Source organism: Enterocloster clostridioformis (genome assembly GCF_020297485.1).
GTDB lineage: Bacteria > Bacillota > Clostridia > Lachnospirales > Lachnospiraceae > Enterocloster > Enterocloster clostridioformis.
In genome coordinates this window covers 75,049-96,882 of sequence record NZ_JAIWZC010000001.1, presented here as the reverse complement: position 1 = coordinate 96,882, position 21,834 = coordinate 75,049, and the positions used below count along the sequence as shown (strand labels likewise).

At 52.3% G+C, this 21,834-nt stretch carries 18 protein-coding genes, 1 pseudogene and 1 riboswitch; of the genes and pseudogenes, 4 read left to right on the top strand and 15 right to left on the bottom strand.

All coding sequences use genetic code 11. From position 1 onward, the window contains the following. Positions 1–3 precede the first annotated feature (3 nt). The 9 genes from LA360_RS00440 to LA360_RS00400 all read right to left on the bottom strand — a co-directional run bounded on the left by LA360_RS00440 (position 4) and on the right by LA360_RS00400 (position 12,339). Positions 4–2,820, bottom strand: a complete 2,817-nt coding sequence (locus LA360_RS00440) for a translation factor GTPase family protein (RefSeq protein WP_022201621.1) — start codon at positions 2,818–2,820, stop codon at positions 4–6. After that, positions 2,814–4,826: a molybdopterin-containing oxidoreductase family protein gene (locus LA360_RS00435; protein ID WP_022201622.1), complete on the bottom strand. Its 2,013-nt coding sequence runs from the start codon at positions 4,824–4,826 to the stop codon at positions 2,814–2,816. Before LA360_RS00435 ends, LA360_RS00440 begins: the two co-directional genes overlap by 7 nt. 114 nt (positions 4,827–4,940) lie before the next feature. Further along, positions 4,941–5,885: a cation diffusion facilitator family transporter gene (locus tag LA360_RS00430; protein WP_022201623.1), complete on the bottom strand. Its 945-nt coding sequence runs from the start codon at positions 5,883–5,885 to the stop codon at positions 4,941–4,943. 90 nt (positions 5,886–5,975) lie between these two features. Beyond that, positions 5,976–6,067, bottom strand: a riboswitch (NiCo riboswitch). A gap of 245 nt (positions 6,068–6,312) precedes the next feature. After that, the gene (locus tag LA360_RS00425) at positions 6,313–7,299 is read right to left on the bottom strand and encodes a diaminopimelate dehydrogenase (RefSeq protein ID WP_022201624.1); all 987 of its coding nucleotides are present in this window, start codon (positions 7,297–7,299) and stop codon (positions 6,313–6,315) included. Between the two features lie 114 nt (positions 7,300–7,413). After that, on the bottom strand, positions 7,414–9,033 hold the full coding sequence (locus LA360_RS00420; RefSeq protein ID WP_022201625.1) for a hypothetical protein: 1,620 nt from the start codon (positions 9,031–9,033) through the stop codon (positions 7,414–7,416). A 33-nt stretch (positions 9,034–9,066) separates the two neighbouring features. Further along, positions 9,067–9,249 (bottom strand): hypothetical protein, encoded by a 183-nt coding sequence (locus LA360_RS00415; protein ID WP_022201626.1) that lies wholly within the window; start codon positions 9,247–9,249, stop codon positions 9,067–9,069. An 85-nt stretch (positions 9,250–9,334) separates the two neighbouring features. Next, on the bottom strand, positions 9,335–10,504 hold the full coding sequence (locus tag LA360_RS00410; protein ID WP_022201627.1) for a glycosyl hydrolase family 18 protein: 1,170 nt from the start codon (positions 10,502–10,504) through the stop codon (positions 9,335–9,337). 52 nt (positions 10,505–10,556) lie between these two features. After that, positions 10,557–11,912 (bottom strand): MATE family efflux transporter, encoded by a 1,356-nt coding sequence (locus tag LA360_RS00405; RefSeq protein ID WP_027643567.1) that lies wholly within the window; start codon positions 11,910–11,912, stop codon positions 10,557–10,559. Next, positions 11,893–12,339, bottom strand: a complete 447-nt coding sequence (locus tag LA360_RS00400) for a MarR family winged helix-turn-helix transcriptional regulator (protein ID WP_112481609.1) — start codon at positions 12,337–12,339, stop codon at positions 11,893–11,895. Before LA360_RS00400 ends, LA360_RS00405 begins: the two co-directional genes overlap by 20 nt. A gap of 386 nt (positions 12,340–12,725) precedes the next feature. Here LA360_RS00400 and LA360_RS00395 point away from each other — a divergent pair, with 386 nt between their 5' ends. The 3 genes and pseudogenes from LA360_RS00395 to LA360_RS00385 form a co-directional block, all read left to right on the top strand. Further along, on the top strand, positions 12,726–13,085 hold the full coding sequence (locus LA360_RS00395) for a hypothetical protein (protein WP_022201636.1): 360 nt from the start codon (positions 12,726–12,728) through the stop codon (positions 13,083–13,085). Between the two features lie 179 nt (positions 13,086–13,264). After that, positions 13,265–13,843 (top strand): TetR/AcrR family transcriptional regulator, encoded by a 579-nt coding sequence (locus tag LA360_RS00390; protein WP_022201637.1) that lies wholly within the window; start codon positions 13,265–13,267, stop codon positions 13,841–13,843. A gap of 95 nt (positions 13,844–13,938) precedes the next feature. Continuing rightward, positions 13,939–14,205, top strand: a pseudogene (locus tag LA360_RS00385) (MBL fold metallo-hydrolase); the annotation flags it as partial. A 172-nt stretch (positions 14,206–14,377) separates the two neighbouring features. Here LA360_RS00385 and iadA read toward each other — a convergent pair. From iadA to dctP, 5 genes are all read right to left on the bottom strand, one after another. Then, a complete protein-coding gene (gene iadA, locus LA360_RS00380; RefSeq protein ID WP_057571549.1) occupies positions 14,378–15,535 on the bottom strand; it encodes a beta-aspartyl-peptidase in 1,158 nt (385 codons plus the stop codon). 169 nt (positions 15,536–15,704) lie between these two features. Next, positions 15,705–16,844 carry a glycoside hydrolase family 88/105 protein gene (locus LA360_RS00375; RefSeq protein WP_057571548.1) on the bottom strand — a complete coding sequence of 380 codons (1,140 nt, stop codon included), beginning with the start codon at positions 16,842–16,844 and terminating at the stop codon, positions 15,705–15,707. A 17-nt stretch (positions 16,845–16,861) separates the two neighbouring features. Then, positions 16,862–18,169 carry a TRAP transporter large permease gene (locus LA360_RS00370; protein WP_057571547.1) on the bottom strand — a complete coding sequence of 436 codons (1,308 nt, stop codon included), beginning with the start codon at positions 18,167–18,169 and terminating at the stop codon, positions 16,862–16,864. A gap of 1 nt (position 18,170) precedes the next feature. Further along, positions 18,171–18,641 carry a TRAP transporter small permease gene (locus tag LA360_RS00365; protein ID WP_081031159.1) on the bottom strand — a complete coding sequence of 157 codons (471 nt, stop codon included), beginning with the start codon at positions 18,639–18,641 and terminating at the stop codon, positions 18,171–18,173. A gap of 15 nt (positions 18,642–18,656) precedes the next feature. Further along, positions 18,657–19,679: a TRAP transporter substrate-binding protein DctP gene (gene dctP / locus LA360_RS00360; protein ID WP_112481608.1), complete on the bottom strand. Its 1,023-nt coding sequence runs from the start codon at positions 19,677–19,679 to the stop codon at positions 18,657–18,659. A 216-nt stretch (positions 19,680–19,895) separates the two neighbouring features. Between dctP and LA360_RS00355 the strand changes: the two genes are divergently transcribed. After that, complete coding sequence (locus LA360_RS00355) at positions 19,896–20,846, top strand: AraC family transcriptional regulator (protein ID WP_057571545.1); 951 nt, start codon at positions 19,896–19,898, stop codon at positions 20,844–20,846. Between the two features lie 100 nt (positions 20,847–20,946). Here LA360_RS00355 and rhaD read toward each other — a convergent pair whose 3' ends face one another. Continuing rightward, the gene (gene rhaD / locus LA360_RS00350) at positions 20,947–21,774 is read right to left on the bottom strand and encodes a rhamnulose-1-phosphate aldolase (protein WP_022201645.1); all 828 of its coding nucleotides are present in this window, start codon (positions 21,772–21,774) and stop codon (positions 20,947–20,949) included. Positions 21,775–21,834: the final 60 nt, after the last annotated feature.

Sequence of the window (21,834 nt, the reverse complement as noted above, 5' to 3'; positions counted from 1 at the left end):
ATTTTATCGCGATTCCTGTTTTCCGGCCGATGAAGGCGCTTCTGCCGGCGGATCCTGATTATCCTCCCCGGCCGCCTCTCTCATCTGCCGGATTACCTCCTCCGGAAGTATGTCATACAGACGGTTCCGCTTAAGAGGGGGCTGTTCCAGATATTCTTCCCTCAGCATGCCGTTTACCCGGTCCAGCTCCTCCTTAAGCTCCCTGGCCGATATCAGGCGGCATCCCTGACCCAGTATGATGACTTGTTCCACTCCGTCTGAGGTTGCCACGGACACATCGAATCTGCGGGCATTTTCATGGGCAAACTTCTCTATATACTGGTCCGCTGTCTCTGCTTCCTTTGTGTAGACCACCCGGATATTGTGGTATTCGGAAACCTCTGTGACATGTCCCGCCACGCGGTAGGCGTCAAACACCACCATGAGACAGCACCTGCGTATGGCCTGATAGTTGCAGAGCAGATCCATGAGCCGTCCTCTGGCTCCGTCCATGTTATCCCGGGCCAGCTCCCGCAGCTCCTCCCAGGCAAAGATGATATTGTAACCGTCCACCAGCAGATATTCCTGTCTGGCCTCCTGTTTCTGGTAGGTTCGGGTCACCGGGCCGCTATAGGTTACGGCGTTCCTGCTTTCTCTGCTCCTGCCGGGATATCCTTTGCGCGGTGACTTATCCCGGCTGTTGGAATAAAAGGTGCGCTCCAGTATGGCGTCAATCTCATCCGTGCCCAGCCATGCTTCCACGTGTTCTTCCTGTCCGGCAGAGGATTTTCCCGGATTCCTGCAAAAAGCCAAATCCCCTTTTTCATCCATTTCCTCCCCATCCGGGGATTCTATTACAAGACCGCTGTCCACATGCATATACTCCTTCACCCGGTCCCAGCTCACCACGAATCCGGCCCCGTGGGCGCAGAACACGGAGCCTGTGGGATTTTCCGTATCTCTCTCCGGATCATAGCCGGTCTGCTCAATGATTTCCCGGCTGTTATGGCAGGGCTCGTATCCTTTGAGCGTACATGCCAGCCTCCCCTGTCCCCTGGTGTACGACATGACCTCTGACTGATACCCACGCATGGAGGCAACCGGCGCCTGTCCCGTGAGAACGGCCTGTCCCTGCCTGTTTTCCTCGATGACACAGGTCCCGCACCGCTTCTCAATATCGGTCATGGCGCGCCCGATGGACGCCTCAGGCACTTCCAGACGGAAGGTATACCACGGTTCCAAGAGGATACAGGCCGCCTCCATAAGCCCCTGGCGCAGGGCCCGGTAGGTGGCCTGCCTGAAATCCCCTCCCTCTGTATGCTTGTTATGGGCCCTGCCCGCCACAAGGGTGATTTTCATATCTGTTATGGCTGCTCCGGTCAGAACCCCCCGGTGCACCTTCTCTTCCAGGTGGGTCAGCACCAGGCGCTGCCAGTTCCTGTCCAGGTCATCCTCGCTGCATCTTGCCTCAAACTGGAGTCCGCTTCCGCGTTCTCCCGGTTCCATAAGCAGATGGACCTCCGCATAGTGGCGCAGGGGTTCAAAATGCCCCACCCCCTCCACGGCGCCCGCGATTGTCTCCTTATACACGATGTTCCCTGTGCCAAATTCTGCCCGAACTCCGAAACGTTCTTCAATCAGGCTCTTCAGCACCTCAATCTGCACTTCTCCCATAAGCTGCATGGATATCTCTTTCAGCTCCTCATTCCATACCACCCGCAGCAGTGGATCCTCCTCCTCCAGCTGGCGGAACTTGGGCAGCATCACAGCCCCGTCGCAGCCCTCCGGCAGTTTTACCTGATAATTGAGCACAGGCTCCAGCACCGGGAGCATGGAATCCTCCCCGGCTCCCAGTCCCTGTCCCGGATAGGTCCTGGTAAGGCCGGAAACAGCGCAGATGGTTCCTGCCTCCGCCTCAGGCACAGCCTCATACCGGTCCCCGGAATATACACGGATCTGGTTTACTTTTTCCTGCCATGCCTCGGATGGCTTTTCGGTATTCCCGCCGGATACGGTTCCCTTTACCTTAAGTCTTCCGCCTGTAATCTTTAAGTGGGTCAGACGGTTTCCCTGGTCGTCCCTGGAAATCTTGTACACCTTCGCCTCGAACTCCTGCGGATATTCCGGCATCAGGGCCCATCTGCGGATTCCATCCAACAGCTCCTCCACCCCGGTGAGTTTAAGGGCAGAGCCAAAGAAACATGGAAAAAGCCTGCGTTCCTTAATCAGGCGGCGGATCTCATCATCCTCCACATCCCCGGTCTCCAGATACCGCTCCAAAAGCTTCTCGTCGCACATGGCTGCGTGTTCCATGAATTCTTCTGTCCCCGCACCGGCAAAATCCACACATCCGTCGTCCAGACGCTTCTGCAGCTCCCTCATCCGCTGCTCCCGGTCCGTGCCGGGCTGGTCCATTTTATTGACAAAGAGGAATACTGGTATCCTGTATTTTGCCAGCAGACGCCACAGGGTTATGGTATGGCTCTGTACTCCGTCCGCGCCGCTTATAACCAGAACCGCATAATCCAGTACCTGAAGCGTTCTCTCCATTTCCGCGGAAAAATCCACATGGCCCGGCGTGTCTAACAGCGTCATGGGCATTCCCTCCCATGTCAGGGCCGCCTGCTTTGAGAAAATGGTGATGCCCCTGGCCCTCTCAAGGGCATAGGTATCCAGGAATGCGTCCCTGTTGTCCACCCTTCCCATCTTACGTATGGTTCCCGCCAGATACAAAAGCGCTTCCGATAATGTAGTTTTCCCGGCATCCACATGGGCCAGAATTCCAAGTACTATTGATTTCATATCCTGTCTCTCTTCCTGCTGTCTTGTCTCCCTTAACATGGCCGCACATCCACCGTATTGTCGTTAAGGGTGGTGGCTGCTCCTATATCGGACAGCCGTTCATGGTGGAGGGCGTTGACCAGAAGCCCGTCTTTTGTAAAGGTCCTGTTGTAAACGCCCCCGGCCGCAACCGTTCCTTCCGCCACCACAGGCGTGATTTTCGCGGTAAACTCCACCTTTGCCAGCTCATTGAAGGCTGTAACGTGACTGCCGTCCGCGATTTTTCTCGCCGCCGCGTCTCTTGGATGGAGCATCAGCGTCATGGGGCCTCTGCCTGAGCTTAAGTCCTCCCTGTCCATAAAGACCGAATTCAGCGTATACGCGCTGGGCACTGCCACCAGCCGCAGAGGGTATGCTCCCCCATGGCTTTTCATATATCTGGGCATGGCCTCTTCCAGGTTTTCATTATAAATCATCATTTTACCGGAAGGCGTCCTGAAGCTTCCGTGGTCTGCAAAGGCCGTGGATATGACTCCCCCTTCCCTTAATATGCGCCATTCCTTCTCTGAGATACGGGTTAATCCCTCCATGGGATGGGCCAGCAGCTCCTCAACCATTTCTTCCTCTGTCCTTTTAAAGTATTCCTCCCCGTATCCCATGGCCCGGGCCAGCAGGCGGAAGGTGTTCCAATTGCTCTTACTCTGCCCTGCCGGCTCGACGATTTTTCTGGCTGTCCCAAAGGTACAGTATCCGTATGCCGTGTACACATCGGTCTGCTCCACGGAAAATGTGGCGGGCAGAAGAATGTCCGCGTACATGGCCGTATCTGTCATGAACCGCTCGTGGACCACCGTGAACAAATCAGGGCGCAAAAGGCCCTCCAGGATTCCCTTCTGGCAGCAGACAGAGGCCACCGGATTGCCTCCGTAGACGTAAAAGCTGCGTATGGGCTTCTCTCCCCTGCTTCCTGTAAGGGCGGAGGCAATCTCATTGATATTCACCCTGCGCCCCGGTTTCTTCCTGAAATCCGGCCTGGTGACCAGCCGGTCGTCCACATAAGGACCCGCCCCCGGATTACAGCCGCACAAACCGCCGCCCGGACGCCCCCACGCGCCTGTATAAGCGGACAAAATGGTGATAAGCCGTGTGGTCATTCCCCCGTTGCCATAACGGGAGGGACCGCTTCCCAAAATGATGGCCGGAGCCGGAGCCGAGGCGTATTCCCTTGCCAGGCCAGCAATCACCTCTGCGGGGATGCCCGTCTCCTCTTCCGCCCAGGCAGAGGTATATGGGGCAAGGGTTTTCCTGAACGCCTCATACCCATTTGTCCGATGAGCCAGGAAATCCCTGTCCGCCAGGTTTTCTTCCTCCATCACATGCATCATTGCCAATGCCAGGGCTCCGTCTGTGCCCGGACGAATGAGAATGGTCTGATCGCAGTAGACATCCATATCTGCTGCGCAGGATTCTATGAGCACCACCCGTTTTCCCTGTCTGCGTGCCTGAATCAGCGCCGGCATGGACTGAAGCCTGGTGGCCTTCATATTGCTTCCCCACACCAGGTAGAAACTGCTGTCCTTAAGCTCCCTTGGATCCAGACAGCCGGTCTGGCCCATGACCGCCTCATAGCCCGCTCCCTTTGCTGAAGAACAGAGTGTTCTGACCATGTCACAAGCCCCCATCCGGTTAAAAAAGGCATCCCCGCATTTGCGCTGCAGGACACTCATGACCCCTGAATAATACATGGGCAGGATGGCATCTGCGCCGTCTTCCTCCAGAATACGGCTCCACCTGCCGGCAATCTCCTTTACCGCATCATCCCAGGTCATGGGTACAAACCTTCCCTCTCCCTTGGCGCCCACCCGTTTCATAGGTATAAGGATGCGCTCAGGTGAATGGACAGACTTCTCATAGTGCCGCATCTTCCTGCATATCAGCCCCTTTGCCGCCGGATGGTCCGGATCGCCTTTTACGCCCAGAATCCTGATTCCGTCTGTTTCTGCCAAAAGTCCGCAGGACGTGGGACAGTCGTAGGGACAGATTGTTTTTCTTATATATGATGCCATCTTATGTCACTCCCTCTATTACTGCGCCCGGTACACAGCCCGGCCTGGTTCTTCCCGTATTCCGGACGCTGTTATCTGATATTAAGTATAGCCAGCAATCGCTTTTCCGTCAAACTAATTTTCCTTTCCCTCCAGGCCCGTGCTGCCTTCGGGACTTACCTGCACCGAACAGTGTTTAACCTGGGGAAATCTTTCTTCTATGGTATCGTGGACCTCCTTGGCGATTCCAAAAGCCTGCTCCAGCATAAGGCTTTTATCTGCTTCAATCTCCAGGTCCACATAAATCCTGGAACCGAAAAGTCTGGTTTTCATGGAACCCACCCGTTCCACGCCCCGGGTGTCCAGCACCGCCTGTTCTATGGACCTGACCGTCTCATCGTCACACGCCTTATCCACCATCTTATCCATGGAATCCCTGAACACATCCAGAGCTGCTTTGACTATGAAGATGCAGATGATGAAGCTGGCCAGCGGGTCCATGACCGGCATTCCCATTCTGGCTCCCAGGATACCGATTAAAGCGCCCACTGAGGACAGTGCATCGCTGCGGTGGTGCCATGCGTCCGCCATCAGAGCCCCTGATTTTAATTTTCTGGCAGCAGCCCTGGTATACCAGAACATCCATTCTTTTACCACTATGGATATAACCGCGGCCCCCAAAGCCAGCGTTCCGGGAATCACCCCGCCCTTTTCCGGCCCGGAACCAATGGTTTCCACAGCGCTCACCCCGATGGCGATACCTGTGGCAAATAATACGGCTGACAGCAAAAGGGCCGCCACGCATTCCATCCGCTCATGGCCATAGGGATGTTCCCTGTCTGACTTCCTGGAAGCCATGGTGATTCCCGCCATAACAATCAGTGTGCTGAACACATCCGAGGCTGAATGGATCCCGTCCGATATCATGGCACCTGAATGGGACAGGATGCCCGCACCCACCTTAAAGGCGGAGAGCACTACGTTGATGACGATGCTGACACAGGACACCTGCATGGCCAGACCCGTACCGTGACGTCTTATCGCTTTTTCCAATATATTCTTTTCATTTCCTTCTCCCATCTGCCTTTACCTCCCCTATCTATGGCAATCACCCAATCTTTCATCCTGCCCCAAAACAGAAAAAACGTCTGTGGGCCAATGTAAGTAAACCACTGTCCCACAGACGTTACGGTCTGCTGCCGCTGTTCGCGGCCCGGCTCCCAAGGCTTTTTCCCGCCTCCGGCCTGCTCAGTTTGTACTGTAGATTAGATATGCAGCGCAAAGAGTGTCTTTCTACAGGCTAATATGAAAGTCTGTTACTGATAGGATATGAGGAATGGTTCTGTTTGGTGCGGTAACTATTCTGCATTCACACAAATCAAGCCGTAATAAACCGGCAAAAAAACAGCCCTATGCGCAGAAGGGAGCATATCCGTGCCCCTGCAAGCCTGCCCATGTGGCTGTTTTCCATTATCTGAATACTCAGTATGTATTTTTCAAATACGCTCTAAAGCAGATGTTTCCTAAGCTCTGCCCCATCCGCCGGGCTCAGATAAGCCGGCGCAATGTCGAATACGGTCCTGCACCCGGACTGTCCTTCCCTGCTCAGGCGGTATGCGGCCCTGGCATAGGCCACGATGACAGATGCCGTAAATTCCGGGTTGGAGTCCAGCTTCAGGCTGTATTCAATCACATGGCCGTTCTCATCATTCCATCCGGTGCTGCCGGTGCGGATGACAAAACCGCCATGGGGAATCCCGGCATGGTCACGCATCAGTTCTTCCTGGCTGATGAAATGCACCGTGGTGTCATAATCGGCAAAATAGTTAGGCATGGTGACGATTGCTTCCTCGATGGCCTTTAAATCAGCGCCCTCCTCCGCCACCACAAAACACTCCCTGGTGTGTTTATCCCTGGTGGTAAGCTCTGGCGCTTTTCCACTTCTCACAGCCGTAAGGGCGGCCTCCACCGGAATGGTATACTGCCTTGCGTCCTTCACGCCTTTGATTCTGCGGATTGCATCGGAATGGCCCTGGCTCACGCCCTTGCCCCAGAAGGTATAGTCACTGCCGCCCGGCAGGATGGCATTGGCATAGAGCCTGTTTAGGGAGAACATGCCCGGATCCCAGCCAACGGATATGATTCCCACATGGCCGCTTTCCTTTGCCGCCTTGTCCACTGCCTCAAAATGCCGGGGGATATTGGCGTGGGTGTCAAAGCTGTCTATCACATTGAAATGTGCTGCCATTTCCGGGGTCTGCGCGGGAAGGTCCGTGGCGCTTCCCCCGCAGAGTATCATCACGTCAATCTCGTCCTTCATGGACAAGGCTTCCTCTGCCCGAAAAACCTTTGCCCCCTCTGTCAATATGCTGAGGCTGTCCGGGTTCCTCCTGGTGAACACTGCTTTCAGCTCCATGTCGGGATTGTGCTTAACGGCACACTCCACACCCTTTCCAAGGTTTCCATAGCCTAAAATTCCAACTCTGATTGCCATACTTTTATTCTCCTTTGTAACGTAATAGTGTGGGTTTTTGGTTTTTGTAGATTATACTACAGCCTTCTTTCCTTGGCAAATCATTTTTTATCGCCGCACCTTGACGCCGCGCATTTATTTTCGCTTTCTCCGGCGGAAACAGACAACTCCGCAGCCAATCATCACAGCGCAGAGGACAGCGCCTGCATACCATTTTAATCCCGATATACCAGAATCTTCCCCTTCCCGCACTTCCCCCTGTGACGGGTCCGGCTCCGTATCCATGATTTCATCCTCTTCCCCCGTCTGACCGGCTGTATCTGTATCCTCCCATCCGGCGGCTGGCTGGATTTGCGAATCACTGTCCCCATCCTTTTCGCCCGGGCCGCGGGCCTCCGAAGGCGTGGCCTCTTGAATCATTTCCTCTGTGGTCCGTCCGGCGGCTGTTCCTCCATCCTTATAGCCGGGGACGGAATACGGGGTATAGGAATCCCTCCTGCGGCCTCCCCGGCCTCTCACCGGTCCCTCCGGCGCGTCAGACTCCTCCTGCGTGCCTGGCTGGGTGGAGGAATCTCCCCCTGATGTACTGCCTCCTCCATACCCGCCGAAACCGCTGCCGTAGCCGCCTGCGTATTCTCCTCCATAGCTGTAGCTTCCTCCGCCGTATGAAAAGGTGAGGCCCTGGCCAACGGTCTCCGGTATGGCAATCTTTACTTTGTCCGTCTCATAGCTTCCTCCGGGCCACTCGATGCCGGCCTTCACATAAAAGGAGCTTTCCCCTGACTGGAATCTGTATATGAGATAACCGTCCGCTACAATACTTGTATTCAGCGTGTTTCCTGTCTCCTTCAGGAAATTTTCGTACTCCACTGTCTCCTGTCCGCTTTGTGAGGACGCGGCCGTCACCTTGTTCTTTTCCTTTTTCCAGGAATGTCCGCTTTCACTGCGCAGTATGTAGAGGGCATTGATATCAGAAGGCAGGTTCTTAAATTCCAGTCTGGCAGAGCCGCTGCCGTCAGCTCCAATATTCAAAAGGACCGCCTCTGTCAGCTGGGGCTGTGTGCCGCCATATTCCGGCCCTGTCTGGCTCTCACCGGGCGGAACCGGCTCCGGGGGATCTATGCGCTCGTCACGGATGTCGGTTTTCTTAAGCCCCTTGAAGTCCTTTCCTTCCTCCCATACCAGCGTTCCCTGATTTCTCAGGATGATGGCCGGTTCATCTGACGCGTCCCTCTGTATCTGTCCCCGTTTCAGTGTCAGGCATCCTTCCCCCTCAACCGATATCATGCTTTTAGTTCCCGTTATAAACAGATTCGGATTGTCAATGACAACGCCTGCCTGGGCCAGGTTTTTAGGCGCCAGGATTTTTATGGGTCCCTCAGGTATCCTGATTTCAACAGGGCTGATATTCGTCCGGCCGTCAGGAAGCCCCAGGGTAACAGGTTTGGTAATTACCATGTTCTTTGGCAGGACTCCTATGCTGTCTCCTCCCGTTAAACGTTGGTCGTACCATTGCTTCAGCTGGTCTTCATCGGCAATGTTCACCAGTGTTTCCCCTGTCCCGGCAGATGTATCCGCATTAGAGCCGCGCGCATCGGCCAGGGCTGTAAAGGCAGTGAGTCCTGTCACTCCCGGTTCCCCGCGCGCAGCGTTTACGCCGCTTAACACGCACAGCAGCCACACCACGGCAGCCAGCCTTACGATCTTCCCGCCTTTCTTCCTGCCTCTCCTCTTTCCCCCCGTGTCTCTGTCCATTCTTTTCATCCTTTAAGTTCCTTTCACACTGTATCACAAAGGGAGCAGCTCATCCTCCAGCAAAATTCCAATCCTGCCGTTGGACGACAGGATGTCCGACGGACCGGACAGAGCCGCCGTCCCTTTTACCGTTATCCCGGATGCCCTCTCATGGTCCATGAAAAGGAGCCTGACCGATTTTACCAATTCAATGACTCTGCCTGTATCTGTCTCCATATGTCTTACCTCCTGAAGTCCCATAATCCGGGACATATTTCACTTAATGGCCTGCTACAGAAGGATTATACCACAGAAACAGCTTTTATGACATATCTTCATACTCCATAAGAGGCCAATCCCGCTCAATGTAAAACATATCATCCATCAGCAGCCAGTTGGCCCTGAAAAACCGCATGAGCTGCCAATAACCGGCCCCATACAGATTGAACTCCTTAATAAGGTCAAACTTTGCCCTGATGCTCCTTGCATCCTCATACCATACCTCGTGCTGGATACCGTACTGCCAGTACCGGAAATAGGGCGACATGGCAGTTTCATCAAACCGGATATCCACTCCAAAGTCAACTGCCAGCTTCACCGCCTCCAGGGTTCCCAGGGACCTGGCTCTGGTTACTCCCCGTTCAAAAGGAAGGGGCCAGTCATAGCCGTAGTTAGGGATTCCCAGAATGATTTTCTCAGGCGGAATCTCGCTCACTGCATATTCCACTACCTTTCTCACCATATTGATGGGGGCCACAGCCATGGGAGGCCCCTGACTGTATCCCCACTCGTAGGTCATCAGCATGACATGGTTAGCTGCCTCCCCCAGCAGCCGGTAATCAATACCCTCATAGAGAAGCCCCCTCTGCTGAGCCGAAGTCTTAGGCGCAAGGGCCACCGTAACCGTATAGCCGAAGATGTTAAGGACCCGGGTAGCCCGGCGCACAAAATCAGCATACTCCACCCGGTCTTCTGCCAGCACATACTCAAAGTCAATGTCCAGGCCCTCGTATCCCTTTTCCTGCATCGTACGTCCCAGCTCCCAGATAAGACGCTGCTGGTTTTCCTGGCTTCTCACCAGGGCTGATACCAGATTATTGTTAAAGCGCCCGTCCTCTCCCAGGGGCGTCAGAGTAAGTACCGGGCGGACGCCCCATTGCAGCGCCTTTTCTATCATCCATGTGTCATCCTCCATGGGAAGAACCAGATTTCCGTTCTCTGTAAAACCATAGGAAAATACATTGATGGCGCTCAGATAAGGCAGGGTTTCCTCCAATACCCCACTGTCAATGAAGGGGTATGCATAACCGCTGGAAAACAGTGGCCTTCGTCCCTCCCCAGTCTCCCCGTCAGAAATATAAAGAGCCTGGCCAACGGCCAGGCGGTATGGGTATTCTATCTGATTTGCCCAAACAAGGGTCTCTACGGGAATCCCCTGTGAATCTGCGATGGAGTCAACACTGTCTCCCTGTTTCACTACATATATTTTCATGCATTTCATTCCTCAACCTGAATTTATACAATATATGCAGCACAGTCAATCTTTAATCCACCAGTCTCTTTGCCATCCACTTCCCGCTCCTTACGCGCAGGAAGGAGAACAACGCGCCGATAGCCCATCCTGTAGGTATGGACCACCATATGGCGCTGGAACCGATAAAATGCGCCAGCAGGTAGGCAATGGCCACGCGGGAGAACAGGTTTACCACGGAGCTGAGCATAAACGCCCCCATATCTCCGGCTCCCCGCAGCAGACCGTTGCTTACAAACAGGGCTCCCATCAGTATGTAGAACACGGATACGGTCTTCATGTAACTGAGTCCGTAGCTCATGGCGCTTCCCTCAGACCCCTGTTTCAGGAAAAGTCCCAGAAGCTGCGGCCCGAACAGGAAAATGATACTGGTAATGATAAGTGAAAATATCACCACCATGAACATGCTGGCCTTGTATCCCTGCTTCACACGGTCCATTTTCCTGGCTCCAATGTTCTGGGCCGCATAGCTGGACATAGCATTGGAAAAGTTCATATTGGGCATCATGGCCAGGGTATCAATCTTAGTGGCAGCCGTGTAACCGGCCACAAACACCTTTCCGTAGGAATTTACCAGCCCCTGCATCAGCATCATGCTGACGGAGACAATGGACTGCTGGAGCATGGAAGGCACGCCCACCTTGGCAATACGCTCAGCTGAGGACATGTCGAAAAAGGTAAATGCCTTTCCTCTGGCTTCTTCCTCATTCTCCATCTTCCTCAGGCGGGCAATCAATACAAAAAAGGAAAATACAGCACACATTCCCTGGGAAATAAGGGTTGCCCAGGCCACACCTGCCACACCCATGTTGAATTTAATGACAAACAGCAGGTCCAGGACAATATTGGTCAGGGCGGATACTATGAGGAACTTAAGAGGTGTCTGGCTGTCTCCCAATGCATTGTAGATACCATTCAGTGAATTATACAGGAACAGGAATACGGCTCCCCCGAAATATATCCTCAGATAGGCAAGGGAGTCAGCCATGATATCCGGGTCCGTTCCCAGAAGAGACAGCAGAGGTCCCGCGATGATTTCCCCGATTCCCATGATAATAAGTCCGATGACCCCCAGCGATATGAGGGCCGTTGAAACAGTTATCTTCATTTCAAGTATCTTACCTGCCCCGAAGAACTGGGAAATAACCACGGTACATCCCATGGACAGGCCCGCCGCAATGGCTACGGACAAAAAGACCACAGGGAAGGATGAGCCAACGGCTGCCAGGGCATCCTCCCCCACAAAACGTCCCACCACCATGGAATCCACCATGTTGTAGAGCTGCTGGAACAGATTGCCCACTACCATGGGCATTGCAAAGAAAAACAGCAATTTAAGAGGTTTTCCCTCAGTCAAATTGTTTACCATATGTACATTCTCCTACTCTGTGTTTATATTCAATTGCATTTTCAGCAATCCGCCGCAGATAATCCTGCTGCTGCCTGCGCTCTTCCTCTGTGAATCCCGAAAAACAAATCTCGTCCCATCTGCCGGATATGCGGTGTATCTCTTCCAGGACCTGATTTCCCCTGCAGGTGAGACTTACAAACTTCTGCCTTTTATTCTTCTCGTTGATAAGACGCCGCACCAGTCCCTTTTCCTCCAGCACAGACAGATTTCTGGCAATCCTGCCCTTGTCCAGGTCAAAATGTGCGCCGATATCCTCCTGGGTACACTGGTTGTCCTGAAGAAACATGATGATTTTCCCCTCCAGGGGCTGCAGTCCAAACTGCTCCAACTCCCTCCGGATAAACCAGAGCTCACAGCGCCGGTATATTCCCGTATATTGATTCATTCCGTTCTCCCTGCTATTTCTATTGTATTATACAACTGTTGCATCAGTCAACTATTATACACAGCATCCACGGATTTGTCAACCTGCGGCTTATATCCCGGAACTATCATTCCCGGAACTTTCCCTGAGCTGTCCCAAAGCTGTCCCAAAACTATCCGCGCCCGTCTGATGCAGCAGGCATCCAATGCTCTTTCCTCAGAACTTCTGAACATGAATTTTTTGCGGTGATTCCCCATTGCGGGAATCATTGTTGTCTGAACTGTTACAAAAGAGCGGTCCTGATATATAGGACAAACCTATATGACAAACCATATGTTTAAATTGCAAATGTCGGACATTTATGGTAAAATATAGGTAAATTTCAGAAGAAAGCGGGGCTATCAATTATGGATAAGGTAGTATTAAGTTTCATCGTTGAAAAAACTCACGAATTAATGAATGCAGCATCATGCAGCAAAGAGGCAAAGGCATCAGCCCAGACCTGGCTGGATGCAGTTGGCACTGAGAACGAGGCCGCAGCAACAAAAACATACATTGCTGAGCTGGAAACAGACATCATGCCGGTTGACGGCCTGATTGGTTTTGCTGAATCCGATATGTGCGCCCAGGTCTTCGGGGCAGACAAGGCCAAGGACGTGGCAGCCCATGCAAAGGAACTCAAGGCCGCAGGGGCAAAATACTGTGATTGTCCTGCCTGCGCAGCCGCAGAGGCAATTCTTGAAAAGAAGGATGACATTCTTAAATAAGAATATCGTTTCAGACATGCAGTATATCAAAAGAGCATCCGGCAGAAATGACGGATACTCTTTTTTTGGCTTCGCGGCGATGCAGGAACTTCCTCATTGACTTTCCGACGCATGTGTCGTATATTAAAAACAGACACGAATGTCGGAAATAGGCAGGATAAAAGGCAGGTGGTAGGCCCATGGGCAAAAAAGGGGACAAAACAAAGACAGCCATACGGAAAGCGGCACTGGTTTTATTTGTCCAAAAGGGATTTAAGGATGTTACAATGAAAGATATCTGTGAGGCAGCAGGACTTAGCCGCGGCGGATTATATACGCACTACGGGAGTACCGGTCAGGTATTTGCTGACATCATAAATGAACTTATGTCGGGCCTTAAAAGCCAGGTTGCTGAAAAGATGGAAAGGGACCTGCCGGCAGCCCTCATATTGGATGAATTATTAGAGCGTTACCAGTCCGAGATGCTTGACAGGAGCGGTTCGTTAGGACTTGCTTTCTATGAGTATTACAGCGGCATGCCATTATCAGAGGACAACGCCATGCTGAAGCAGTATTACATTTCAAAGACAATGCTTTGCAGCCTGATTAAATACGGCATTGACAAAGGCGAGTTTAAGCAGGCCAATGTAAACGCGGTTGCGGATTTGCTGCTATTCTCTTATCAGGGCGTACGGATGCTGAGCAGTATCATGCCGCTGGACGACGATAATATACCAAAGGGCATGATCAGCGAAATCAGGGCGATGTTAGTAAAATAAAAAATGACGCCAGGAGGTGAACACGGATGAAGTTGAAGATTGTAGGAAGCGGCGGAATGTTTCTAATTCCCAATCCTTTTTGTAAATGCTCTGTCTGCTATGATGCGGATGTTTTAATAATCGGGCTTGTTTCCGACGACGGCATACTTAAAGACGGGTCAAAACTTGATTCCGCACCTTTCAGAGACGATATGTTCACCTTGGATGAGATGATGGAGATCAAGCGCGCATACAGGATAAAGCGCATTATCATTACTCACATTGATGAGTATTGGGGCAAATCCTATGCTTACTACCGGGAATTTGAAAAAAAACTGGACAATGTATCATTTGCCTATGACGGCATGGAAATTGTCTTATAGCCATCCCAGGTCTGGCAGAAGCCGGCCAAAACCTCCCTGCCTCTTTTTTTCTTGCCGCATGAGGCAGGTGGGAACGGAAAATACATATAAAAATCACGTGCGCCCCTGTCTGGGCTGCATAAGTAAGCCCGGCCATGAATCCGTACCCTGCCGCAGTTAAAGACCAACTTCCCTATTCTTCAAACGTCCCCTTCATAATAACTTCTTTATCCCACACAGCCTTCCTGCCTCCGGCCATGACGTGGAGGATATCCATGGAATCATCGTACACCACAAAGTCAGCGTCCGCGCCTTCTGCCACGGTCCCCTTGACTCCAGTCAGTCCCAGCACTCTGGCAGGGTTCTTCGTCAGAAGGTTCAGCACCTTTTCCAGGCTGGCTCCTCTCTCGCACACCAGCACCTTCAGCTGTTCATGCAGGCTTTTGGGCGACGCGTAGGTAAGGCCGATGCATTCCATCTTTTCATTGAACCTGGGCGCGCTTCCGTATGCGTCGCTGGACATGGTCATGTTAAGCCCCTCCGGGTCCTGCTTAAGATAGCTCAGAATCTGGTCCGCCGTCTCCTCCAACTCCTCCCTTGTAAGTCCGGCCGTCATATCAATGGTTCCGCCGCGCTTCACAAATTCCAGGCCCTGCTCAAACAGCTCCCGGGTGCGCCCCATATGGGTTGGAAGGAATTTCTGAACGGGCACATCGCTGTTGTCGATTGCATAGAACAGAGGATCCAGCCTGGCCTTTCCGCTTCCCATATGGATGGTCACATAGCCGCAGCACCCGGAGAGCATACCGGCCCTTCGGGCCTGGGTTGCCAGTGAAATCAGCTGTTCTCCTGTCAGATTGGAGCTTCTGTGGTCGCTCATGGCGATTTTAACACCCACCATCAGGTCAATAAGAGCTATATCCCGCTCCACGCTCCCTGTGATGGTGGGGGACGGGTATCCGTATGCCCCGGTGAGGATACGGCAGGTGATTCCCTCTTCATTGAAAGCCCTTGCCTTTGCCAGAAGGTTCTCCAGGCTTCTGGTTATCCCGTCTGTGCCCAAAAGTCCCACCACCGTTGTAATGCCGTTTCGGACCAGCACGCTGAGGCTTGCCTCCGGCACCCTGGTGGCGGGTCCGCTCTCGCCGCCTCCGCCTGTTATATGGACATGGATATCCATGTATCCCGGCGTCAGAATGCGCCCGCCCAGGTCCACCTTCTCCACCTCCTCTATCTGGTCGTATTCGTCTATGTGGTCCGCTATCCTGGCTATCCTGCTTCCTTCTATCAGGATATCCTTCCTCCCCAGATGCTCCGGCGCATATATATCTCCCTGTTTCAATACTTTCATGGATTCATTTCCTCTCTTTCAACAAAATCATCACAGCCCGGCCGTAATATACATGTGCCTATTATATTATCAATATAGAAAAAAAGAAAGTGCCTGTTGACGGTTACAGACACTTTTCATGAAACTCATATAACTTTTAATAAGGCTTCCCGCTCACGCCAGGCAAATATCAGTCCAGGTGCAGCAAGGCCTCTGCCAGCGCCAATATGGTCAGCGACTGCCCATAAGCCATGGGTGCAATCAATATATTCTTATAGTGGTCCGCGTCATACCCCATGCCGGTGCCGCCGGACACATTGAGCACAGTGCCGTCCCTGTCAATGCTGTCCAGAATGGCTTCCACTGCCTTCCAGGCGCAGGGCAGATAGGAATCGTCCAGGATTCCGTACCGGATTCCCTTGAGAATTCCCGCGGTGATGGCGGCGCTGCCTGACACTTCCTCATAGCTGTCCCCGTCGGTCAGCACCGTGTGCCACAGGCCGCTTTTGCCCTGAAGTCCCTTAAGGGCCTCCACCTGGGCCTTATATGTATCCACCACAAACTCCTTTACACCGGCATTCATGGTACCCTTAAACATATCGATATAATCCAGTATTCCTAAGGTAAACCAGCTGTTTCCCCTGCACCAGAAGATACCGCCGAAATTATTCCTTTCATTGAAGGTCCATCCATGGTAGAACAGTCCTGTCTCCTTATCCCACAGATACTTGATGTGCATCAGCACCTGGTGGATGGACTCGTCAATCCATGACTGGTTCTGGTATTTCTGCCCCATCCGGTTAAGAAAGAGCACTGTCATGAAAATGGTGTCAATCCACATCTCGTTTTCATTGAGCCTCACTCCCTGACGGTCCCCGTTGGCGCTGGTCACATGCTGGAATCCCCTTTCCATGGTCCTGGGCAGGCAGTTCATGAGCCAGTCCGCCCATTTAAAGCACAGCGCTTCAAATTCCTGGTCGTGATAATACTCGTTAAGCTCTGCCAGGGTGAGAAGGGGCGTGGTGGTATTGATATTTTTTGAGGGAAGGCCTTCCCTCATGTTGTCCTTGAACCACTGGTACAGGAACTCCTTATAATCTTCGTTTTTCCGGGCCTGCATGATTCTTAACAGGCCGTACAGTCCCACGCCCTGGGGCCAGTCCCATTCCCGGATTCCAAAATCCCGTTTGAAAAAGCCAATGGCCTCACCGCCCTCAGCCAGCTCCTCCCCGTTCTCCGGTCCGCCCAGATTCATGAGCTTTTCAATGACAAGGTCCAGCTTTTCCTGCACTCTCTTTTTATCTGCCGTCCTCATTTTTACACTCCTCATTCTGATTTCCTATCCTCCTATTTTAACAATCCCAGGACACCGGGCAGCCACATGCTGAATCCGGGCACAAAGGTTATGAACATCAATGCCGCGACAATCGCTGCAAAGAACGGAAGCAGCTTTTTCATCACGTCCTCCACCTGCAGTCTGGCAACGCTGCAGCCCACAAAGAGTACATTTCCCACCGGAGGCGTGATGGTGCCGATGGACAGGTTCATGACAATCATGACGCCAAACTGGATGGGGTCCATTCCCAGACTCTTTACAATGGGAAGGAAAATAGGCGTAAATATGAGCAGGGCCGGGGCCATGTCCATAAAGGTTCCCACAATCAGCAGCGTTATATTGATGATTAACAGTATGACAATCCGGTTATCGGAGATTCCTAAAAGCAGGCTGCTGATGGCCTGCGGCAGTCCTGTGAAGGACAGAACAAAGGACAGCACAGAGGACGCGCCGATAATCAGCATGACGATGGCAGTCATAACCGCCGTGTCCACCAGTATCTTGGGGATATCCTTAATCTGAATACTCTTATAAACAAATACCGACAAAAGGAAGGCGTACACAACTGCCACGCCCGATGCCTCGGTGGGTGTGAAATAGCCGGAAAGGATGCCGCCAATGATGATGACGATGAGGAACAGGCTGGGAATGGCCTCCCATATGGTCTTTACAATGACGGCCGCGCTCATCTTATCCCGCTTCATCACATATCCGTGCTTTGCGCCATAGACGCAGGCCACTGCCATGCAAAGGGCTGCCCACAAAAGTCCCGGCACCCAGCCCGCCATGAGAAGGGCCGCAACAGAGACGCCGCCGCTGGCAGCTGAATACACGATAAAGGAGGCCGTGGGGGGAATCAGCTGGCCCACAGGCGCGGTGGCTATGTTCACGGCTGCTGAAAAACCCTTGTCGTATCCCTGCTCCTCCTCCAGCGGAAGCATGACGCCTCCGATGGCTGTTGCCGCCGCAATGCCTGAGCCGGATATGGAACCAAACATGGCATTGCCTGCTATGTTGGTCATGGCCAGGGAGCCGGGAACCTTGCCCAGAAAAAGCATGGCCAGGTTAATCAGCCGTTTTGCTATGCCGCCGCTGCTCATAAGCAGTCCTGCCAGCACGAAGAAGGGCACGGCCAAAAGTGTAAAGCTGTCGATGCCGCTGACAATCTTCTGGGCAGAGACAAACATTCCAAACCCGGGAGTCAGAAACATGATGATGGTCAGCAGTGACGCTGAAATGATGCTGAATGATACAGGTACGCTCATGGCAAGCATGAGAAAGAATACCAGAACCAGAACAATGGCTGCCTGAATTTCCATACTATTTTTCCTCCTTTAATTCCTTTGTAAACATGATGAGACGCTGCAGGCAGTATAACACCATCAAAACGCCGCTTATGGGTACGCAGATGTAATATACCTGCATGGGCAGTTCCATGGCCGGTGATATCTGTCCGGCCGAGTTAAGGGTCACCATGATGCCTCCCGCTATCATCACAAAGACGCTGATGAACAGGACCAGAAATTCGATTCCTATTTTTGTCCTGGTCAGGTTCTTTGGCTTAAATGTCCTGGTAATCAGGTTAATGGACAGGTGGCTTTCCTTGCCGTAGGCATAGGGCACCCCCAGCATGGTAAGCCATATGAGCATGTATCTTAACAGTTCTTCCGTATATTTGCTGGGATTGTGCAGCAGGAAGCGGGTGATTACCTGCCAGAAGCACCCCGCTACCATAAGCGCCGCCAGAAAGGCCAGAACGGTTTCCAGGAATCGGTTCAATATTTTCATCATCTTGTTATCCCCCTTTTACTCTGCATACTTCTGGATATCGTCATACAGGGCTTTATAGCTCTCGCCCTTTGCACAGAATTTGTTATGGATGGGCTGTACCGCCTGTATAAACGCAGTCTTGTCAATGTCTCTGTAAACGTGCACGCCGTTGGATTCAGCCTCTTCCATGGCCTGGTCCATCATTCCGTTGTAGAGCCGCTTGAAGTTCTCGTTGGTCTTTTCAAATCCCTTTACCAGGTAGTCCTGCTGCTCCTTCGTCATACGGTTCCAGGTCTTGGTGCTGATGATGTAGATGTCCGGGGAATACTGGTGCTCTGTATATGTATAGGATTTCACCAAATCCTGATGACCGTCCACGGTAAGGGCCAGCTCTGTATTCTCCGCTCCGTCCACGATTCCCTGCTGCAGAGAGGCGTATGTCTCTCCCGCCGCCATGGGCACCGGGGTTCCTCCCATGGCCTCAATCATATCCATGGAGGTGGTGTTGGGCATGGAACGTATCTTCTTGCCCTTTAATGCTGACGGTTCCACACAGGGCCTGTCTTCCTTCAGATAGAAGTTCCTGGCGCCATTGGCATAGTAGCCTACGGCTATGTAGCCATCGTCCTCCGTGGACATAAACAGCTCTTTCACCTTCTCTGATTTCTGCATGGCATCGTAATAATGCTGCTGCCCGTTAAAAAGATATGGTACGGCAAAAATGGAGTACTCTTCTTTAAACTGCCCCAGGGTGTTGGAGCTGACCTTTGCCATGTCCAGGATTCCCGCCTTCACCATCTCGATGATATCCTTCTCTGTCCCAAGGACGCCGCTGGGATAAATCTGCACCTCCATGTTCATGGACGCATCCTCTGCCGTGATATCTGATATCAGGGCAATGGAATCCGCTATCTCGGAGCCGGCCGCCTGGTTGTGGGCCAGTCTGATTACCAGCTTGTCGCTGGCCTTTGCACTTGTCACCCGGAAAAAGGTCACACATATTACGGCTATACTTAAAAGCGCTGCCGCGATACCGATTGTTTTCCTGCAAGATTTCATGTTCTCTCTCCTTTTCATACGTGATTCATACTGAATTTGCTGCTGTGCTTTTGTTTGACTAGATTGTATCACAGGAAGGCGGCTGTTTCTTATTCCCTGTTGCAGTCTTTTTTAATTTTTCAAACTATATTGCTCTCCTCTGTTGACATGTCTGCCCTTATTTATTACAACTATACTATAGATGGATACATGGGAACAGGAGGATATGACCGGCATATGGAAAAAGTTACATTTTACGGAGAGATTGAGGGCATTTCCCTGGAACAGATGGTCCGGTACGGCAAATTTGACATGCGCGTAAAGCATTTCCACAACCAATATGAAATCTTTTATATCATTGAAGGGGAACGCCTTTTCTTTTTCAATAACAGGGAATATGTGGCCCGCTCCGGGGACCTGATTCTGGTGGACACCAACCTTATTCACATGACAAAGTCCGTCACAGCGGAGGATACGGGCCATAACCGCGTCATCCTGTACGTCAGCTATGACAGAATGAAAGCATTTGACGGGCAGTATCCTTCCCTGCAGCTGGTTCGGTTCTTTCATGAACACTACGGAGTCTACCACCTGGACAAGGAGCAGCAGGCCCTGTTTCTCAATTTCTACCGCAACCTGCGCATTGCCATGACTGAAAAAGCCCATAATTACAAAGTTGGCATTGGTCTTGAGACCCTTACGTGGCTCTTTAAGATAACCTCCTATGTGTCAAAGCAGGAGGGCGCCAGCCCCCACTCCTCAGACCATCCCAAATACCGCACAGCCTACGCCATTGCAGACTATCTGTCCGAGAACTGCGAACAGAACATTTCCCTGGAGGAGCTGGCCGCCCACTTTTATCTCAGCAAATATTATGTCTGCCGCACCTTTAAGGAGATTACGGGATACACGGTCACGGAGTACACCAACATACACCGCATCCGCAAGGCCAAACGCCTTCTGGAGGAAACGGACATGAGCATCTCGCAGATTGCCCATGAGCTGGGTTATGAAAGCCTGACCTACTTTGAGCGGATGTTCAAGTCCTTCATGACCATTTCCCCTCTAAAGTACCGCAAGACCCTGAACACAGTGACCTATACCAATGAACAGACCACAGAATTTGAGGAGGACACAGAGCGGCTTTCCTCTCACCGGCAGTCGTATATCCACCACAACTTTGTATGATTTTCTTCATGCACCAAAAGAAGGAGCGTACTCCCCTTTCAGGAACGCTCCCTCTTTCTTTATTGCCTCAGTGCTGCCTCTTTAATCTTCCCGATTCCGCCTATTTCTCGTACAGGAACTTCTCAGGCAGGTTCACATGGAAATCCACTGCCAGATTTCTGAAATCCTGTGGTGTGATGGTCTGGAGCTTGTCCGGACGGATGCTCAGCACCTTTACCAGAATTTCCGCCGACTTCTCAATGGTATGCATCAGGCCAAAGGTCAAATCAAAGTCCTCGCCCGCGCAGAACAGGCCGTGGTGGGCCCATACAGCTGCGTCGTACTCTTCCATCAGCCTGCTGGTGGCCACGGCAATGTCACGGCCGCCCGGCACCATCCAGCCCACCACGCCTATGCCGGCCGGAAATACCACCGGGCATTCCGTGGCCATTTCCCACAGTTCCCTGGTAAACACCTCGTCTGTCAGCGGCAGGACAAAGGTCAGTGCAATGATGTTGGCCGGATGGGCATGGTAAATCACCCTGTATCTTCCCTCTGTTGCCTTCATCTTCACCTCATGGTTCATCAGATGGGTGGGCAGCTCGCTGGTGGGCATTCCTCCCTTTACAAGCCCCCAGCAGATGCGGTAGTTCTCCCCTGTCTGGTCTACTTCTATGATGCAGCAGTTGGTCTCCGGTTCCAGAATCATGTTGCGCATAAACCTGCCGCTTCCCGACACCATGAAATACTCCCCTGACAGGGCAGGAACACTGGCGCCGACGGGCTGCCACTTCCCGTCATAAGAAAGCTCCTCCTTCACGGACTCCACTTCCTCCGGTTTGATGCGGTAGCTTAAGTTGCCGCCGTTCCTCTCATGCCAGTTCTGGTTAAAACCATCATCACATACACGTATGAAGCCTTTTGCAAAGGCTGTGTCCAATACCTTCATTTTCTAATCCTCACTCTCTTTCTTTTGCTGAGATTCATTCTTCTGAATTTATGTTACAGG

What these genes read in the sequence shown, in the direction of transcription:
- iadA (WP_057571549.1), bottom strand. Translation starts at nt 15,535, where the DNA reads ATGAAAGTATTGAAACAGGGAGATATATATGCGCCGGAGCATCTGGGG.
- LA360_RS00390 (WP_022201637.1), top strand. Translation starts at nt 13,265, where the DNA reads ATGGGCAAAAAAGGGGACAAAACAAAGACAGCCATACGGAAAGCGGCA.
- dctP (WP_112481608.1), bottom strand. Translation starts at nt 19,679, where the DNA reads ATGAAATCTTGCAGGAAAACAATCGGTATCGCGGCAGCGCTTTTAAGT.
- LA360_RS00405 (WP_027643567.1), bottom strand. Translation starts at nt 11,912, where the DNA reads ATGGTAAACAATTTGACTGAGGGAAAACCTCTTAAATTGCTGTTTTTC.
- LA360_RS00440 (WP_022201621.1), bottom strand. Translation starts at nt 2,820, where the DNA reads ATGTTAAGGGAGACAAGACAGCAGGAAGAGAGACAGGATATGAAATCA.
- LA360_RS00410 (WP_022201627.1), bottom strand. Translation starts at nt 10,504, where the DNA reads ATGAAAATATATGTAGTGAAACAGGGAGACAGTGTTGACTCCATCGCA.
- LA360_RS00400 (WP_112481609.1), bottom strand. Translation starts at nt 12,339, where the DNA reads ATGAATCAATATACGGGAATATACCGGCGCTGTGAGCTCTGGTTTATC.
- LA360_RS00420 (WP_022201625.1), bottom strand. Translation starts at nt 9,033, where the DNA reads ATGGACAGAGACACGGGGGGAAAGAGGAGAGGCAGGAAGAAAGGCGGG.
- LA360_RS00370 (WP_057571547.1), bottom strand. Translation starts at nt 18,169, where the DNA reads ATGGAAATTCAGGCAGCCATTGTTCTGGTTCTGGTATTCTTTCTCATG.
- LA360_RS00430 (WP_022201623.1), bottom strand. Translation starts at nt 5,885, where the DNA reads ATGGGAGAAGGAAATGAAAAGAATATATTGGAAAAAGCGATAAGACGT.
- LA360_RS00425 (WP_022201624.1), bottom strand. Translation starts at nt 7,299, where the DNA reads ATGGCAATCAGAGTTGGAATTTTAGGCTATGGAAACCTTGGAAAGGGT.
- LA360_RS00435 (WP_022201622.1), bottom strand. Translation starts at nt 4,826, where the DNA reads ATGGCATCATATATAAGAAAAACAATCTGTCCCTACGACTGTCCCACG.
- LA360_RS00415 (WP_022201626.1), bottom strand. Translation starts at nt 9,249, where the DNA reads ATGGAGACAGATACAGGCAGAGTCATTGAATTGGTAAAATCGGTCAGG.
- LA360_RS00365 (WP_081031159.1), bottom strand. Translation starts at nt 18,641, where the DNA reads ATGATGAAAATATTGAACCGATTCCTGGAAACCGTTCTGGCCTTTCTG.
- LA360_RS00355 (WP_057571545.1), top strand. Translation starts at nt 19,896, where the DNA reads ATGGAAAAAGTTACATTTTACGGAGAGATTGAGGGCATTTCCCTGGAA.
- LA360_RS00395 (WP_022201636.1), top strand. Translation starts at nt 12,726, where the DNA reads ATGGATAAGGTAGTATTAAGTTTCATCGTTGAAAAAACTCACGAATTA.
- LA360_RS00375 (WP_057571548.1), bottom strand. Translation starts at nt 16,844, where the DNA reads ATGAGGAGTGTAAAAATGAGGACGGCAGATAAAAAGAGAGTGCAGGAA.
- rhaD (WP_022201645.1), bottom strand. Translation starts at nt 21,774, where the DNA reads ATGAAGGTATTGGACACAGCCTTTGCAAAAGGCTTCATACGTGTATGT.